This is a genomic window from Sphingobium sp. MP9-4 (assembly GCF_005281675.1).
GTDB lineage: Bacteria > Pseudomonadota > Alphaproteobacteria > Sphingomonadales > Sphingomonadaceae > Sphingobium > Sphingobium yanoikuyae.
The window spans coordinates 1-14,987 of the sequence record NZ_LUFI01000083.1 but is presented as its reverse complement, the minus strand read 5'-3'; the positions used below and the strand labels follow the sequence as shown (position 1 = coordinate 14,987).

General features: G+C 66.0%; 15 protein-coding genes and 1 pseudogene. 12 read left to right on the top strand and 4 right to left on the bottom strand.

The annotated features are described in order from the left end of the window. Positions 1 to 178: 178 nt before the first annotated feature. Positions 179 to 1,576, bottom strand: coding sequence for a protein adenylyltransferase SelO family protein (locus A0U87_RS23615; RefSeq protein ID WP_048936924.1), 1,398 nt, complete (start codon positions 1,574 to 1,576; stop codon positions 179 to 181). 37 nt (positions 1,577 to 1,613) lie between these two features. Between A0U87_RS23615 and A0U87_RS23610 the strand changes: the two genes are divergently transcribed. The 8 genes from A0U87_RS23610 to A0U87_RS26355 all read left to right on the top strand — a co-directional run bounded on the left by A0U87_RS23610 (position 1,614) and on the right by A0U87_RS26355 (position 8,606). After that, positions 1,614 to 2,483, top strand: a complete 870-nt coding sequence (locus tag A0U87_RS23610) for an alpha/beta hydrolase (protein WP_048936923.1) — start codon at positions 1,614 to 1,616, stop codon at positions 2,481 to 2,483. Continuing rightward, positions 2,476 to 3,630, top strand: coding sequence for a glycosyltransferase (locus tag A0U87_RS23605; RefSeq protein WP_048936922.1), 1,155 nt, complete (start codon positions 2,476 to 2,478; stop codon positions 3,628 to 3,630). The genes A0U87_RS23610 and A0U87_RS23605 overlap by 8 nt, the downstream gene beginning before the upstream one ends. Positions 3,631 to 3,723: 93 nt before the next feature. After that, a complete protein-coding gene (locus A0U87_RS23600; RefSeq protein ID WP_004212237.1) occupies positions 3,724 to 5,127 on the top strand; it encodes a nitronate monooxygenase in 1,404 nt (467 codons plus the stop codon). Continuing rightward, positions 5,127 to 5,342, top strand: coding sequence for a DUF2093 domain-containing protein (locus A0U87_RS23595; RefSeq protein WP_048936921.1), 216 nt, complete (start codon positions 5,127 to 5,129; stop codon positions 5,340 to 5,342). Before A0U87_RS23600 ends, A0U87_RS23595 begins: the two co-directional genes overlap by 1 nt. A 518-nt stretch (positions 5,343 to 5,860) precedes the next feature. After that, a complete protein-coding gene (locus A0U87_RS23590; RefSeq protein ID WP_048937047.1) occupies positions 5,861 to 6,973 on the top strand; it encodes an S-(hydroxymethyl)glutathione dehydrogenase/class III alcohol dehydrogenase in 1,113 nt (370 codons plus the stop codon). A 26-nt stretch (positions 6,974 to 6,999) separates the two neighbouring features. Next, positions 7,000 to 7,380: a VOC family protein gene (locus A0U87_RS23585; RefSeq protein WP_048936920.1), complete on the top strand. Its 381-nt coding sequence runs from the start codon at positions 7,000 to 7,002 to the stop codon at positions 7,378 to 7,380. A gap of 15 nt (positions 7,381 to 7,395) precedes the next feature. Next, a complete protein-coding gene (gene fghA, locus A0U87_RS23580) occupies positions 7,396 to 8,232 on the top strand; it encodes an S-formylglutathione hydrolase (protein WP_048936919.1) in 837 nt (278 codons plus the stop codon). 221 nt (positions 8,233 to 8,453) lie between these two features. Further along, a complete protein-coding gene (locus tag A0U87_RS26355) occupies positions 8,454 to 8,606 on the top strand; it encodes a hypothetical protein (RefSeq protein WP_170978462.1) in 153 nt (50 codons plus the stop codon). An 88-nt stretch (positions 8,607 to 8,694) separates the two neighbouring features. On the opposite strand, the gene purU is transcribed toward A0U87_RS26355, so the two are convergent. Both purU and A0U87_RS23570 read right to left on the bottom strand, forming a co-directional pair. Next, positions 8,695 to 9,564 (bottom strand): formyltetrahydrofolate deformylase, encoded by an 870-nt coding sequence (purU, locus tag A0U87_RS23575; RefSeq protein ID WP_048936918.1) that lies wholly within the window; start codon positions 9,562 to 9,564, stop codon positions 8,695 to 8,697. Positions 9,565 to 9,616: 52 nt separating this feature from the next. Further along, on the bottom strand, positions 9,617 to 10,633 hold the full coding sequence (locus A0U87_RS23570) for a DUF1338 domain-containing protein (protein WP_048936917.1): 1,017 nt from the start codon (positions 10,631 to 10,633) through the stop codon (positions 9,617 to 9,619). A gap of 88 nt (positions 10,634 to 10,721) precedes the next feature. Between A0U87_RS23570 and gcvA the strand changes: the two genes are divergently transcribed. Then, positions 10,722 to 11,621: a transcriptional regulator GcvA gene (gene gcvA / locus A0U87_RS23565; protein WP_048936916.1), complete on the top strand. Its 900-nt coding sequence runs from the start codon at positions 10,722 to 10,724 to the stop codon at positions 11,619 to 11,621. An 18-nt stretch (positions 11,622 to 11,639) separates the two neighbouring features. Here gcvA and A0U87_RS23560 read toward each other — a convergent pair whose 3' ends face one another. After that, positions 11,640 to 12,671: an SPOR domain-containing protein gene (locus A0U87_RS23560; protein ID WP_048936915.1), complete on the bottom strand. Its 1,032-nt coding sequence runs from the start codon at positions 12,669 to 12,671 to the stop codon at positions 11,640 to 11,642. Positions 12,672 to 12,857: 186 nt separating this feature from the next. On the opposite strand from A0U87_RS23560, the gene A0U87_RS23555 reads away from it, so the two are divergent. The 3 genes and pseudogenes from A0U87_RS23555 to A0U87_RS23545 form a co-directional block, all read left to right on the top strand. After that, positions 12,858 to 13,577, top strand: coding sequence for a ParA family protein (locus A0U87_RS23555; RefSeq protein ID WP_004212248.1), 720 nt, complete (start codon positions 12,858 to 12,860; stop codon positions 13,575 to 13,577). Positions 13,578 to 13,592: 15 nt separating this feature from the next. Then, the gene (locus A0U87_RS23550; RefSeq protein ID WP_048936914.1) at positions 13,593 to 14,189 is read left to right on the top strand and encodes a hypothetical protein; all 597 of its coding nucleotides are present in this window, start codon (positions 13,593 to 13,595) and stop codon (positions 14,187 to 14,189) included. 33 nt (positions 14,190 to 14,222) lie between these two features. Continuing rightward, a pseudogene (locus A0U87_RS23545) lies at positions 14,223 to 14,987 on the top strand (SPOR domain-containing protein); the annotation flags it as partial.

Sequence of the window (14,987 nt, the reverse complement as noted above, 5' to 3'; positions counted from 1 at the left end):
AGGGGCCGGGGGTGGGTGCGCCGCGTAGCGGCGGTCTACGGTCGATAGGGCAGAAGCTCGCTACGCTCGCAACCCACCCCAACCCCTCCCTGGAAGGGAGGGGCTATGTCTTGTTCCCACCCCATTCCGCCACGCGATCAGGTGTGGTGACACTTGCTTTGCCGGGTCTGGGCCTTTCTTACGGCAGTGCGGGCGCTGCCCCATGCGCCTCGCCCATGCGGCGGATGGCGGCGACCTTGGCGTGGAGCGGGGACCAGTCGTCGGACTGGTCGATCGCGCTCCAGATCGCTTCCACCTCGTCGATATGCATGGAGCAGGGGGCTTCGTCCGACCAATAGGCGTGGTCGCGGGCGCCAGGGATGGGCGGGTGGTCGGCCAGCGTGTCGCGCAGTTCGGCCCAGATCGGTTCGCTGTAACGCGCCGGATTGCGGGGCGTGCCGCCGCGCCAGTCGTGGAAGAAGATATCGATCGGCGTCGCGGTGGTCATCATCGCGCGCACGGCGGTTTCGGTCATGGCGGCGCTGTCCGTGCTTGGCTGGACGCCGAGGCGCCAGCAGAAGCGGCGCTGCATCGCCTGGGCATAGAGGGTGGGGAAGCGTTCGAGCTGTTCGATCAGCGGCGGCGCTTCGCTGAGCGGACGCAGCGAGACGGCGAGCTGGGCGACATCCCAGTGGATCGCCTCGGCCTGGCGGGCGAAGGCGTAGAGGCCGGCATGGTCGAAATAGGCGGCGATGAAATTAGCGTCCCAGAGCGGCGTGAAGCGCCAGGGGCCATAGTCGAAGCTTTCGCCGGTGACATTGATATTGTCGCTGTTGAGCACGCCATGGACGAAGCCGGCGACCATGTAGCTGGCGGCAAGGTCGGCGGTGCGATCGACCACGCGGCCGAGCAGTTGGGCGGGCGGGTTGTCGCCGGGCTGCTCCCCATAGAGGCGGGTGAGGGCATAGTCTGTCAGTTTTTCGAGCAGCGCATTATCCTCGATATAGGCGGCGCGCTGGAAGCTGCCGATGCGGATGTGCGAATGGCTGAGGCGGACCATCGCCGCGCCGCGCGTGGGGGATGGCTCGTCATTGCGCTCCAGCGCCTCGCCGGTCTCGATGATCGAGAAGGTCTTCGACGTGTTGACGCCCAGCGCCTCCAGCATCTCGGTCGCCAAAATCTCGCGCACGCCGCCCTTGAGCGTCAGGCGCCCGTCGCCAAAGCGGCTATAGGGGGTCTGGCCCGATCCCTTAGTGCCAAGGTCGAGCAGGCGGCCGTCCGCGTCGCGCATCTGGGCGAAGAGGAAGCCGCGGCCGTCGCCGATATCGGGATTATAATGGCGGAACTGATGGCCATGGTAACGCAGGGCGAGCGGCTGGGGGAGGTTGTCGGGCAGGGGCGCGAAGCGGCCGAAATGGGCTATCCATTCGGCGTCGCTCAGATGATCGAGGCCGATGGTGGCGGCGGCGCGATCATTGCGGAACCGCAACAGGGTCTGCGGAAAGTCCGCAGCATGCACCGGATCGGCGATGTCGGGCATCAGCGCGGTGATTTCCGTGGCGGGGCTGTAATTGGCGGCTTGCGGCTTGTTGTCCATGCGGCGATATGGGGGAGCATGGGCGGAAGGATCAAGCTTGACCGGCTATAGTGACGCATATTGGTGGTCCCCGGACGGACTGCGGCTGCATTATCGCGACTATGCGGGCGGCGAGGACGGGCGGCCGCCCGTGCTGTGCCTGCCGGGGCTGACCCGCAATGCGCGCGATTTCGAGCCGCTGGCGCAGCGGCTGGCGGGCGAGTGGCGGGTGATCTGCCCGGATATGCGGGGGCGCGCGGAAAGCGCCTATGCCAAGGATCCGATGAGCTATGTGCCGCTCACCTATTTGCAGGATATCGGCCGGTTGCTGGCGGACCTGGCGATCACCCGCTTCGTGGCGGTCGGCACGTCGCTGGGCGGGATCATCACCATGCTCATCGCCGCGACCCATCGCGAATGGCTGGCCGGCGCGGTGCTGAATGATGTCGGCCCGACGCTGGACGAGGCGGGGCTGGACCGGATTCGCGGCTATGTCGGCGTGGGTCAGTCGCACCCCAGCTGGGTCCATGCGGCCCGCGCGCTGGAGGAAGCGAATGGCGATGTCTATCCGGCCTATGGGCTGGAGCAGTGGCTGGCGATGGCCAAGCGCCTCTATCGGCTGAACAGCGGCGGGCGGATCGTGCTCGACTATGACATGCGCATCGCCGAGCCGCTGCGCGCGCCGGGCGGCGAAGCGGGTGTCGACATGTGGCCGGTGATGGCGGCGTTTCAGGGCATTCCGACCCTGTTGCTGCGTGGCGGCCGATCGGACCTGTTGAGCGCGCCGACGGCGGAGCGGATGGCGCGCGAGGTGGGGGCAAGCGCGGAACTGGTGACGGTGCCTGATGTCGGCCATGCGCCGGCACTGGACGAGCCGGAGGCGGCGGCCGGGATCGACCGCCTGCTGGAACGCGTGCTGCGTGGTTGATGGCGGCGGCGTGAGGCGGGGCGAGCCGCCGCGCATCCTGCATATCCATGGCAGTTTTACTTTGGGCGGCAAGGAAGCCCGCGCGATCCGGCTGATGAACATCTGGGGCGACAAGGCGCGGCACAGCATCGTCAGCGCTGCGCCCGAGGCGCTGGGTGCCCGCAGCGCGATCGCGCCACAGGTGCCGGTCGATTTTCCCGCTGCGCCGCCCTTTGCCGGGCGGCCGGGGCTGGCACGGTTTCGTGCGATCGCGCAGTTCCTGTCCGGCTATGACCTGGTGCTGGGCTATAATTGGGGGGCGATGGACGGGGTGATGGCGCACCGGCTGTTCGCCCGGTCGATGCGCCTGCCGCCGCTGATCCATCATGAGGATGGCTTCAACGCCGATGAGGCGGCGGGGCTGAAGCCGCAGCGCAATCTCTATCGGCGCATGGCGCTGGGCCGGGCGCAGGCGCTGGTGGTGCCGTCGGCCCGGCTGGAGCGGATCGCGCATCAGGCGTGGAAGCAGCCGGCGGGCAAGGTGCATCTGATCCGCAACGGCATCGATGTGGCGCGCTATGCGCAGGCACCGACACCGGATGCGATACCGGGTCTGGTGCGCACGCCGGGCAAGCTGCTGGTCGGCACGCTGGCAGGGCTGCGCGCGGTCAAGAATATTCCCCGGCTGGTGCGCGCGGTGGCCGCCCATCGCGAACGGCTGCAACTGGTGGTGGTGGGCGAGGGGCCGGAGCGCGACGCGATCCTGGCCGAGGCGGCGGCGCAGGGGCTGGACGATATCTGTCTGGCCGGGTTCATGACCGACCCCTGGCGCTTCATCGGCCTGTTCGACATTTTTGCCCTGTCGTCGGACAGCGAGCAGTTCCCGATCTCGCTGGTTGAGGCGATGGCGGCCGGACTGCCGGTGGCGTCGACCGATGTCGGCGACGTCGCCAATATGGTCGCGCCGGCCAACCGCCCCTTCGTCGCGGCGGACGAGCAGGGGCTGGCCGACGCGCTCGGGACGCTGGCCGCCGACCCGCAATTGCGCGCCGCATTGGGGGCGGCAAACCGGGCGCGGGCGCAGCGCGATTATGACGAAAAGACCATGGTTGACGCCTATGCCGCATTATATGGCGAGGCTCTGGCCAGCCCCCACATTTTGCGCTAGGGCGCCCTACAGTTCGTCATCCCTGACAAAAACTGTTATAGGACGACATTTCAACCGGTCTGGGGAGGCCGGTTCATTTCGCGGGAGAAGTCGTTGTTCAAGGGTTTGAAACCCATCGTCTATGGTGGCCGTGAAGTCTGGCCGCTGGTCGAAGGTGGCAAGGGTGTTGCTGTTTCCAACCATGCCAGTTCGGGCGCCTGGGCGGCTGCCGGGGGCATCGGCACGGTATCGGCGGTCAATGCCGACAGCTATGACTCCATGGGCAATATCATCCCGCAAATCTATCATGGCCGCACCCGCCGCGACCGCCATGAGGAACTGATCGCCTATGCCATCGACGGTGCCGTCGAGCAGGTGAAGCGCGCCTATGAGATTGCCGGCGGCAAGGGCGCGATCAACATCAACGTGCTGTGGGAAATGGGCGGTGCGCAGCGCGTGCTGCACGGCGTGCTGGAAAAGACCAAGGGCATGGTCGCCGGCGTCACCTGTGGCGCGGGCATGCCCTACAAGCTCAGCGAAATCGCTGCCTCCTACAATGTCAGCTATCTGCCGATCGTGTCGTCGGGCCGGGCCTTCCGCGCGCTGTGGAAGCGCGCTTATTCCAAGGCATCGGAATGGCTGGGCGCGGTGGTCTATGAAGATCCCTGGCTGGCCGGCGGCCACAACGGCCTGTCGAATGCGGAAGATCCGCGTGCGCCGCAGGACCCCTATCCGCGCGTGCGCGACCTGCGCGCCACGATGCGCGAAGGCGGCATTTCCGACGACGTGCCGATCGTCATGGCCGGCGGCGTCTGGGCGCTCAAGGACTGGAACGACTGGATCGACAATCCCGAACTGGGTGCGATCATGTTCCAGTTCGGCACCCGTCCGCTGCTGACCCAGGAAAGCCCGATCCCGCAGGATTGGAAGGACCGGCTGATGCAGCTGGAACCGGGCGACGTGCTGCTGCACAAATTCTCGCCCACCGGCTTCTACAGCTCGGCGATCCGCAATCCCTTCCTGCGCTCGCTCGAAGCGCGGTCGGACCGCCAGATCCCGTTCAGCACCGAGCAGGCAGGCGACCATACCCACCAGCTCGACGCGGGCGTGAAGGGCAAGAATTTCTGGGTGACGGTCGGCGACCTGCTGCGCGCGCGCGAATGGGTGGGTCAGGGCTTCACCTCCGCGCTCAAGACGCCGGACAACACGCTCGTCTTCGTGACCGAGGAAGAGAAGGCGGAAATCCGCAAGGACCAGACCGACTGCATGGGCTGCCTGTCGCAGTGCAGCTTCTCCAGCTGGATGGACAGCGAGACCAACTCGACCGGTCGCCTGGCTGATCCGCGCAGCTTCTGCATCCAGAAGTCGCTGCAGGAATCGGTCCATGGCGGCGACCTGGACAAGAATCTGCTGTTCGCCGGCCATGCTGCCTATCGCTTCAAGCAGGACCCCTTCTATTCGAACGGGTTCGTGCCGACCGTGAAGCAGCTGGTCGACCGCATCCTGACCGGCGACTGATGGCAGCGGATATTCAGGGGCTGGCGGTGCTGCAATATGACACGCCGCATTTCGACGTGGTACGGCCGGGGCAGTTCGTGCTCTGCGCCGTATCGGGCGCGCGAATCGACCTCGACGACCTGAAATATTGGAGCGCGGAGTTTCAGGAAGCCTATCGCGGGCCGGAGGAGGCGACTGCCTCCTTCCTGCGCCACCGCGGTGCAGCATTTCGCTGAACCGCGGTAAGTACCTGCCACTATTCGGCTTTTTGGCATCGTTCTATTAGTTGAATGATCGCTGTGCGCTGCAGCGAAAATTTCAAGATGTTGTGATTTCCATTCATCGCCCCGGCGGCACGTTTTGTCGTGAGATTGCTGTTCCCACGTCCATTTATCTGATGTATTCTTCCTCAACAGGCGGCGCAGATCGTCTTTTGGGTGAAGGATGTGTCAGATGTCTCGAATTGATGTCTTCGGCGATCGTATCTGTCTGGTGAGCAGCCTGCTGATCCTGGGCTGGTTCATTTACAACGTGTCCTTCTAAACAGGACGCGACCGGGAAAGGCAGGGCGATCCATTTGGCGATGCAAGTCGCTGGATGCGCTTTGTTTTTTTCGGATCCTGCTGGATTTTCCTCTCCTTTTGACAGCGGTATCGGCTGGCAATTGCTGCCGGAACCGATATGAACGCCGGGAATGCTTTTAACAGGGCGTCCTCGGGGCGCCCGTTCACGCCAGTCATGGGAGTTGCCCGCCGTGAAAACCCGCGCCGCCGTCGCCTTCGAAGCGAAGAAGCCCCTCGAAATCGTCGAAGTCGATCTGGAAGGCCCCAAGGCGGGCGAAGTCCTGGTCGAGATCATGGCGACCGGCATCTGCCATACCGATGCCTATACGCTGGACGGGTTCGACAGCGAGGGCATCTTCCCTTCGATCCTGGGCCATGAGGGCGCGGGCATCGTCCGCGAAGTGGGGGCTGGCGTCACCAGCCTGGTGCCGGGCGACCATGTCATCCCGCTCTACACCCCCGAATGCCGCCAGTGTAAGTCGTGCCTGAGCGGCAAGACGAACCTCTGCACCGCGATCCGCGCGACCCAGGGCAAGGGGCTGATGCCCGACGGCACGACCCGCTTTTCCTACAAGGGCCAGCCGATCTTTCATTATATGGGTTGTTCGACCTTCTCCAACTTCACCGTCCTGCCCGAGATCGCGCTGGCCAAGATCCGCGAGGACGCGCCGTTCCAGAGCAGCTGCTATATCGGCTGCGGGGTGACCACGGGCGTGGGCGCGGTGATCAACACCGCCAAGGTGCAGGTGGGCGACAATGTCGTGATCTTCGGCCTGGGCGGCATCGGCCTCAACGTCATCCAGGGCGCGCGCCTGGCCGGTGCGAACAAGATCATCGGCGTCGACATCAATCCCGATCGTGAGGAATGGGGCCGCAGGTTCGGCATGACCGAATTCCTCAACTCCAGGGGCATGAGCCGCGAGGAGGTGGTCGCCGCGATCGTCGCGATGACCGATGGTGGCGCGGACTACACGTTCGACGCCACTGGCAACACCGAAGTGATGCGCGTGGCGCTGGAAGCCTGCCATCGCGGCTGGGGCACCAGCATCATCATCGGCGTGGCCGAGGCCGGCAAGGAAATCAGTACCCGCCCGTTCCAGCTGGTCACGGGCCGCAACTGGCGCGGCACGGCCTTTGGCGGGGCCAAGGGCCGCACCGACGTGCCCAAGATCGTCGACATGTACATGACCGGCAAGATCGAGATCGACCCGATGATCACCCATGTCATGGGGCTGGAGGACATCAACAAGGGGTTCGACCTGATGCATGCGGGCGAGAGCATCCGCAGCGTCGTCGTCTTCTGACCCGATAACCCAACAGGAGAGTGACCATGTTCAGCCATGTGATGGTGGGATCGAATGATCTCGACGCTTCGCGCGCCTTTTATGACGCGCTGTTCGGTGCGGTCGGCGGCAAGCCGGCGATGCAGGACGACAAGGGGCGGCTGATCTACATGCATGACGGCGCGCTGTTCATGGTGACAAAGCCGATCGACGGGGAGCCGGCCTGCCATGCCAATGGCGGCACGATCGGTTTCCGCATGACATCGGCCGAGCAGGCCGATGCCTGGCATGCGGCCGGGGTCGCGGCGGGTGGCACGGCTTGCGAAGATCCGCCGGGCGTGCGCGAGGGCGGTTTCGGCAAGCTCTATCTCGCCTATCTGCGCGATCCCGCCGGCAACAAGCTGTGCGGCCTGCATCGGATCGGCTGAGGAAGGGAGAGCCAAGTGGAGACGGTTTCGACCAATCAGGCCTTTGGCGGCATCCAGGGCGTCTATCGCCATGCCTCGCGCGAGACGGGGACAGAGATGACCTTCTCCGTTTTCGTGCCGCCGCATGCGCCCGGCACGAAGCTGCCGGTGGTCTGGTATCTGTCCGGCCTTACCTGCACCCATGCCAATGTGACCGAGAAGGGCGAGTTCCGCCGGGCCTGCGCGGAACTGGGCCTGATCTTCGTCGCGCCCGATACCTCGCCGCGCGGCGAGGGCGTGGCCGACGATCCGGACGGCGCCTGGGACTTTGGCCTGGGCGCAGGCTTCTATGTCGATGCGACGCAGGCGCCCTATGCCGCCCATTATCGCATGTGGTCCTATGTGACGCAGGAATTGCCGGCGTTGATCGCCGAGCAGTTCCCCGCCGACATGGATCGCCAGTCGATCATGGGGCACAGCATGGGCGGCCATGGTGCGCTGACCGTCGGGCTGACCTATCCCGATCGTTATCGTGCCGTGTCGGCCTTTGCGCCGATCGTGGCGCCGGGGCAGGTGCCTTGGGGCGAGAAGGCGCTGGGCGGCTATCTGGGCGCGGACCGGGCGGCGTGGCGCAAGCATGACGCGGTCGCGCTGATCGAGGATGGAGCGCGGATCGATGCGCTGCTGGTGGATCAGGGCGCTGGGGACAGCTTCCTGGAGGGGCAGTTGCGCCCCGAATTGCTGCGCACGGCTTGCGACGCGGCGGGCATCGACCTGACGCTCAATCTGCGCGAAGGCTATGACCATAGCTATTATTTCATTTCCAGCTTCATGGACGATCATCTGCGCTGGCAGGCGGCGCGGCTTGGCTGAGCAATTGGGCTGATCGCGGGCCGTCCGGGCAAAGCCCGGATGGTCGCGGCACAAGATAAGCTATTTTGCCTTTCTCAACTGGATCGGTAGATAGAGTGCTGAGCGTTTCGCTCCGCGGCTTTTGAAGGATGTCAGCTTGCTCCGCGTCACCAACGGCTAAAGCGCACGGTACCCAAGCGACAACGCCCGGTTTCGTGTTCCTCCCGCAAAAGGAGAAGACGATGACCCATAAGCAAGCTCGTGTCCGCCAGCAGCGGCAGGACCAGACCCCGCAAATCCACATTCCCCATAGCAGCTGGTCGCGCGTCGAGCGCAATCGCAGTGCTGAGGCCGTGCTGGCGCCGGGCGATTTCTGGGCGCGGCTGGAACTTTAACGGCCGTTGGCTTCGCGCTTGTCGAGAAGGCGCGTAATAGGGTTCTCGACAGGCTCGAACCGAACGGATGTCGGGCCGCTTAGCCGTCCTAGCGAAACACAACCGTCTTGCCGCCATTGCGCAGCACGCGTCGGTCGGCGAGCCAGCCGACGGCGCGGGCCAGCACCTGGGCCTCGATATCGCGGCCGATGCGGATCATGTCGTCGGCGGTGGCACGATGGTCGACGCGCTCGACCGCCTGTTCGATGATCGGCCCTTCGTCGAGATCGGCGGTGACGAAATGGGCGGTCGCGCCGATCAGCTTGACGCCGCGCTCATGGGCGCGGTGATAGGGGCGGGCGCCCTTGAAGCCGGGCAGGAAGCTGTGATGGATGTTGACGCAGCGGCCCGCCAGCCGATCGACCAGATTTTCCGACAGCACCTGCATATAGCGGGCGAGGATCAGATATTCCGACCGGCTGCGATCGAACAGGTCGAGCAGGGCGGCCTCCTGCGCGGCCTTGTCGCCATTAAGCGGCAGCTCATGATAGGGGATGCCGTGCCATTCGGTGATGCGGCGCATGTCGGGATGGTTGGACACCACCCCCATGATGTCGACCGCCAACGTGCCGGTCTGCCAGCGGTGCAGCAGGTCGGCGAGGCAGTGCGACCCCTTCGACACGGCGATCAGCATGCGCGGGCGTTCTGCCGCTTCAGTGAGGCGCCAGTCCATGGCGAAGCGGGTGCCGATGTCGGCAAATTCGTCGCGCAGACCGGCTGTGTCGAAGCGCATGCCGGTGTCGGTCGCCTCGAACGCGACGCGCATGAAGAAGAGGCCGGCCTCGCGATCGGCATATTGCTGGCTGTCGGTGATGAAGCCGCCCCGTTCGGCGAGGAACTGGCTGACCGCCGCGACGATGCCGACGCGATCGGCACAGACCAGGGTCAATATCCAGGACGGGATGGTCTTGTCGTTCACTCTGCGGCTCCCAGCAATTCTGCCGAGGCGTTGCCCCAAGCCGGGGCTGCGATCAAGCCTTGGCGCTGGTCATGGCGAAGATGCCGGTGGCGTTGCCGGTGTCGAAGGCCAGGTCCAGCCGGCCGGTATCCGGGTCGATATCGCGGCTGATGAATTCGTAGAAGGAGCCGGGAACAGTGCGCAGGTCGCGATCTGCGAAGAGGCGTTCGACACTGTCTGCGCGGAAAGCGGTCTGGCGGACGCGGCCGGTGGCGGAGATTTCCAGCTTGGGCTTCATCGGCCGGTCTTCCGCCTTGAGGCGATCTGCCAGCGCGGCGACATCGGGCACGCGATCGGTCGCATGGTTGAAGGCATTGCCCTCGGTCGCGATCCAGGCGGCTTCGTTGGAGCGGGAGAGCAGCAGCTCATAATCGGCAAAGGCCGGCGGTTCATGCTGGCGGTCGAAGGCGGAGACGATGACAGGCAGGGCGGTGGCGGCGTCATCGAAGCCGACCGGTTCGCCGGCGGCATAGCGGTCGAGCAGGGCGATGGTCGGGGCATCGAGCGGATCGCGCGAGGTGCCGAAGATGCGGGTCGCCGCTTCGCCAAATTCTGGATCGAACCGGTCGACATGCAGTTCGGACAGGAAGAATTGCGGGATCGCCTCGGGCGCGTCGACATGGACATAGGCGCGGCCGGTCATCTTGAGGCGATCGAGCGGATAGAGGGCGGCCATGCGGTAGCCCAAGGGCAGGAAGATGCGGGTGAAGGCATCCTCGCCAACGGGCAGGGCGCCGGTCGGCCCATCGGCAAAACGGATGGTGCGCAGCGCGCCATGGTCGAACATCACCCGGCCGCCGCGCGCCAGCGTGTCGGCGACATAGGCCGCGCCACTCGGCACCCGTTCGAGCAGGTCGTGGAACAGGATGACGTTCATCGCCATGGCAAAGGCGGCGCGACTGACGGTCGGGCCGCTTTGCGCCAGCAGCGCGGGATCGATCGCCAGCGCGTCCAGTGCGGCCTTGCCGGCGTCTTCGCCCAGCACCGACTGAACCAGGGCGACGATGCTTCCTTCATTCTGCGACGACATAAGAACGCTCCACGATGACAGCGCCCTTATCGCAGGATAGGGTGGGTCGCGCAAATAGGGAGCTGTCATCACTTGATGCGGAACGGGAATGGATAGGGCGCGCAAATGGCTGCCGCCGATGAGCGCGCTCAACAGTTTCGATGCGGCCGCGACCCATGGCAGCTTCTCGCGCGCCGGGGTGGAGGTGGGGCTGACCCAGAGCGCGGTCAGCCGCCAGATCGCGCTGCTGGAGGATTGGTTGCAGACGCCTCTGTTCGACCGGGTCGGGCGACGGGTGCAACTGAACGAGGCGGGGCAGGCCTATGCCGAGGAGATCCGTCCGGCGCTCGACCGCATCCGGCGGGCGACCCGGCGGGTGGCGGCGCGGCGGGCGCAGGGGGCGCTGCGGATCGCGACCCTGCCCAGTTTCGGCATGCGCTGGCTGGCGCCGCGCCTGCCGGGCCTCAGCGCGCTGCATCCTGATCTGGTGGTGGATTTCGCGTCGCGATCCGACCCGTTCGATTTCGCGCAGGAGGAATTTGACGCGGCGATCCATTATGGCCTGCCGGAGGAATGGCCCGGCGTGGCGCAGGATTATCTGTTTCGCGAACAGATGGTGCCGGTCTGCGCGCCGGACTGGCTGGCGGCCAATGTGCTGCGGTCGCCGGCCGATCTGCTGGGCAAGCCGCTGCTGAGCCAGAGTTCGCGACGGGACGCCTGGGCGCGCTGGTTCGCGGCAGCGGGCGTCGAGGCGGGGCCGTTGCCGCCGGGGCCGGCGTTCGAGCATTTCCTGATGCTGGCGCAGGCGGTTGTGGCGGGGGCGGGCGTGGCGCTGATCCCCAGCTTCCTGATCCGGCCGGAGCTGGAATCGGGCAGCCTGGTTATCCCGTTCGATCGCCCCTTGTCGAGCGAGCAGGCCTATTATCTGGTCTATCCCACGGGGCTTGGTGGCCATCCGGGACTGGCACGGTTTCGCGCCTGGATGCTGGCGAGCGCGGGCGCGGATTAGGCGCCCGCGCTCGGGTGCCTAGTTCTTCTTCGGCATGCAGTCCGCGCCGGCGGCCTTGATGCTGCTGCACAGGCGCGAGGCGTCGGCGCTGGTGGCGATCGGTCCGGCCTGAAGGCGGGTGATGCTGCCGGCCTTGACCAGATAGGGTTGATAGCCGGAGAGGCCGCTGACCTTGCGGGTCAACTGGCTCCACAACGCACGGGCGCGGCCTTCGTCGCCGAACGCGCCAAGCTGGACGCGCCAGTCGCCGCCGGCAGCCGGTGCCGGCATCCTGGACGGCGCGGGCTTGGGTGGCGTGGGCTTGGAGGGCGCCGGTTTGGCTGCCTCCGGTGCCGGCTTGGGCGCGACCGGCTGCGGCTTGGCAACCGCGACCTGGGTCATGGGTGCGGGAGCTGGCTTTGCTGGTGCCGGGGCGGGAGAAGCCGGGCGGGGCTGTGCCGCTGTCGCCGGCAGGGTCAGGCTGGCGCTGGCCAGGCTCTTTTCCTGCGCCTCCATCGACGAGGCCAGGGCAAGGCCCTGCTTGCGCTGGTCGGCGGGGATATATTTGTCCATCTGCTGCAGGCTGGTGGTCGCCTGTGGCAGGCCGGAGGCGGAGGCGCGGGTCATCATCGCATAGGCGCGGACCCAGTCCTTGCCGACCATGTCGCCGTTGAACAGGGCGGTGCCGACAATATATTGCGCGCGGGTTTCGCCGCGGGCGGCGGCATGCTGGAGATAGGGCATGGCCCCGGCGCGATCGCCCTGCTGGAACATCAGCAGGCCCAGATTATCCTCGGCGCGGGCATGGCCCTGCGCCGTCGCCTTGCGATACCAGTCGACCGCGCTGTTGAGGTCGGCCGGAACGCCGCGGCCAAGCTTGTAGGCCTGGCCCAGATTGAACTGCGCATCGGGATCGCCGGCATTGGCGAGCGGGCGCCATTCGGTGATCGCTTTGGCATAATCGCCCTGCTGCCAGGCATCGACGCCGGCCTTCACATCGGCAAGCGCCGGCAAGGCGGCCGTCAACAGCGTGCCGAACGCAATGGCTCCCCAGATAGGCTTCATATCCATGCTCCAGACCGGAATATTCGTCCGGCACTATCGTCAAACAAGGTTAACGTCTTCTTAGCATTGCCGGATCCATGATGTGAAACCGGGGATAGGTGATCCTCAACAAGGTTGCCAGATCAGTTAACCGAATTTTAGGCGGCGCCATGCCAAATCGTTTCGGAACTGGATTTACCTGGGGGAAGGCGCGTGCGCATATTGGCATTGGCATCGCAAAAAGGCGGATCGGGCAAGACGACCCTGTCCGGTCATCTGGCCGTACAGGCCCAGTTGGCCGGGGCCGGTCCGGTCGTGCTGATCGACATCGATCCCCAGGGTTCGCTGGCCGACTGGTGGAACGAGCGCGAGGCCGAATATCCCGCCTTTGCCCAGACCACGGTTGCGCGGCTGGCCGCCGATCTCGAAATTCTGCGCCAGCAGGGGTTCAAGCTGGCCGTGATCGATACGCCGCCGGCGATTACCATGGCGATCCAGAGCGTGATTTCGGTTGCCGAACTGATCGTCGTGCCGACCCGCCCGAGCCCGCATGACCTGCGCGCCGTCGGTGCCACGGTCGACCTGTGCGAGCGCGCCGGCAAGCCGCTGATCTTCGTCGTCAATGCCGCGACGCCCAAGGCGCGCATCACCTCCGAAGCCGCTGTCGCTTTGTCGCAGCATGGCACGGTGGCGCCGGTGACGCTGCACCATCGCACCGATTTCGCCGCCTCGATGATCGACGGCCGCACGGTGATGGAGGTCGATCCCAAGGGCAAGTCGGCCGCCGAAGTGACCGGGCTGTGGAGCTATATCTCCGATCGCCTCGAGAAGAATTTCCGCCGCACGGTCTTTTCCGTGCCCCAGAACAGCGTCGGCACCGCCGCCGCTTCGCGTCCCGCCGGTGGTGGCTTCGGCCGCCGCGTCGTGCAGTAAGAAAAGGGGGCTATCATGGCTGAAGCCAAACCGATCGCTTCCCTGACGTCCGGCCTGCTGGCGCGCAAGGGCGCGGCCACGCCGGCGATGCGCCGCCCGATGCTGGGCTTTGGTCGCCCGAGCAATGCCGGCATGGTGTCCGATGATCTGGGCTGGAACGACATGGGTTTCGACGTGCCGATGCACGATGACGAGCCTGCCGCGCCGACCGCGCCCGTTGCCACCGGCCTGACGCCGATGACCACGGTGCTCGCGCCGGTTCCGGTGCCGGCGGTCGTGACCGAACGCGAGGAACTGGCCGAGCGCGTGGCACAGGTCGTTCTGCCCGAGACGGTGGAAGCCGAGCCGGAACCGGCCGAACTGGTGATGGCTGCCAAGCCGATGCGGGCAAAGCCGGCGTCGGTGCGCGCCGCGCCGCCCAAGGCGATGGCGGTCGACAACGCACGCAAGGCGGCCTTCACGCTGCGGCTGGACGCGAGCCGTCATCTCAAGCTGCGTCTGGCGGCGGCGGTGACCGGCCGGTCGGCGCAACAAGTTGTTACCGAAGCACTGGATGCTTTCCTCGAAGGGCTGCCCGAGATTGATCGGCTTGCCCAGCAATTGCCGCACTGACGCGGCGATCTTTGATTATAGGTGGGTAAGGTCATGAAACGAACGGCATTTGGCAAGGCGGCCGTTTCCTCCTTGATGGTGGCGACGACGATGGTCGGCTGCACCGGCGCGGCATTCCATCCGCGTTCGGCGGCGGTCAAGCACGCCAATCCCGGCAAGCCGGCCGAGGCTGCGGAAAAGGCGCTGGCCGATCGTGACGGCGCAAAAGCGGTGCAGGCAGCGGAAGCGGCCGTGCAGGCGGCGCCCGACAATGCGCAATATCGCCAGTTGCTGGGCCGTGCCTATGTGCTGGATGGCCGCTTCGTTTCGGCCGAGACGGCCTTCACCGACGCGATGACCCTGGGCAACCGCGATTCGCGCACCATCGTCAGCCTGGCGCTGGTCGAGGTGGCGCTGGGCAAGAATGACGCCGCGCGCGATCTGCTGGCCGCCAATACCGACAATGTGCCGGCGGGCGATTATGGCCTGGCGCTGGCGATGGCCGGTGATCCGACAGAAGGCGTCCGCATCCTGTCCGCCGCGATCCAGGATCCGTCGGCCAATGCCCGCACCCGCCAGAACCTAGCCTATGCCTATGCGCTGGCCGGTCGCTGGAAGGATGCGCGCCTGGTGGCCGGGCTTGATCTGGCGCCGCTTGCCGCCAATCAGCGTATTGCCCAATGGGCCGGCATGGCCGACCCGGCACTGGCGCCGCAGCGCGTCGCCGCGCTGATGGGCGTTACCGTCAACGGCGCCGATCAGGGCCAGCCGGCGGTGCTGGCGCTGGCGCCCGCTGCGCCGGATGCCGCGCCGGTGGCG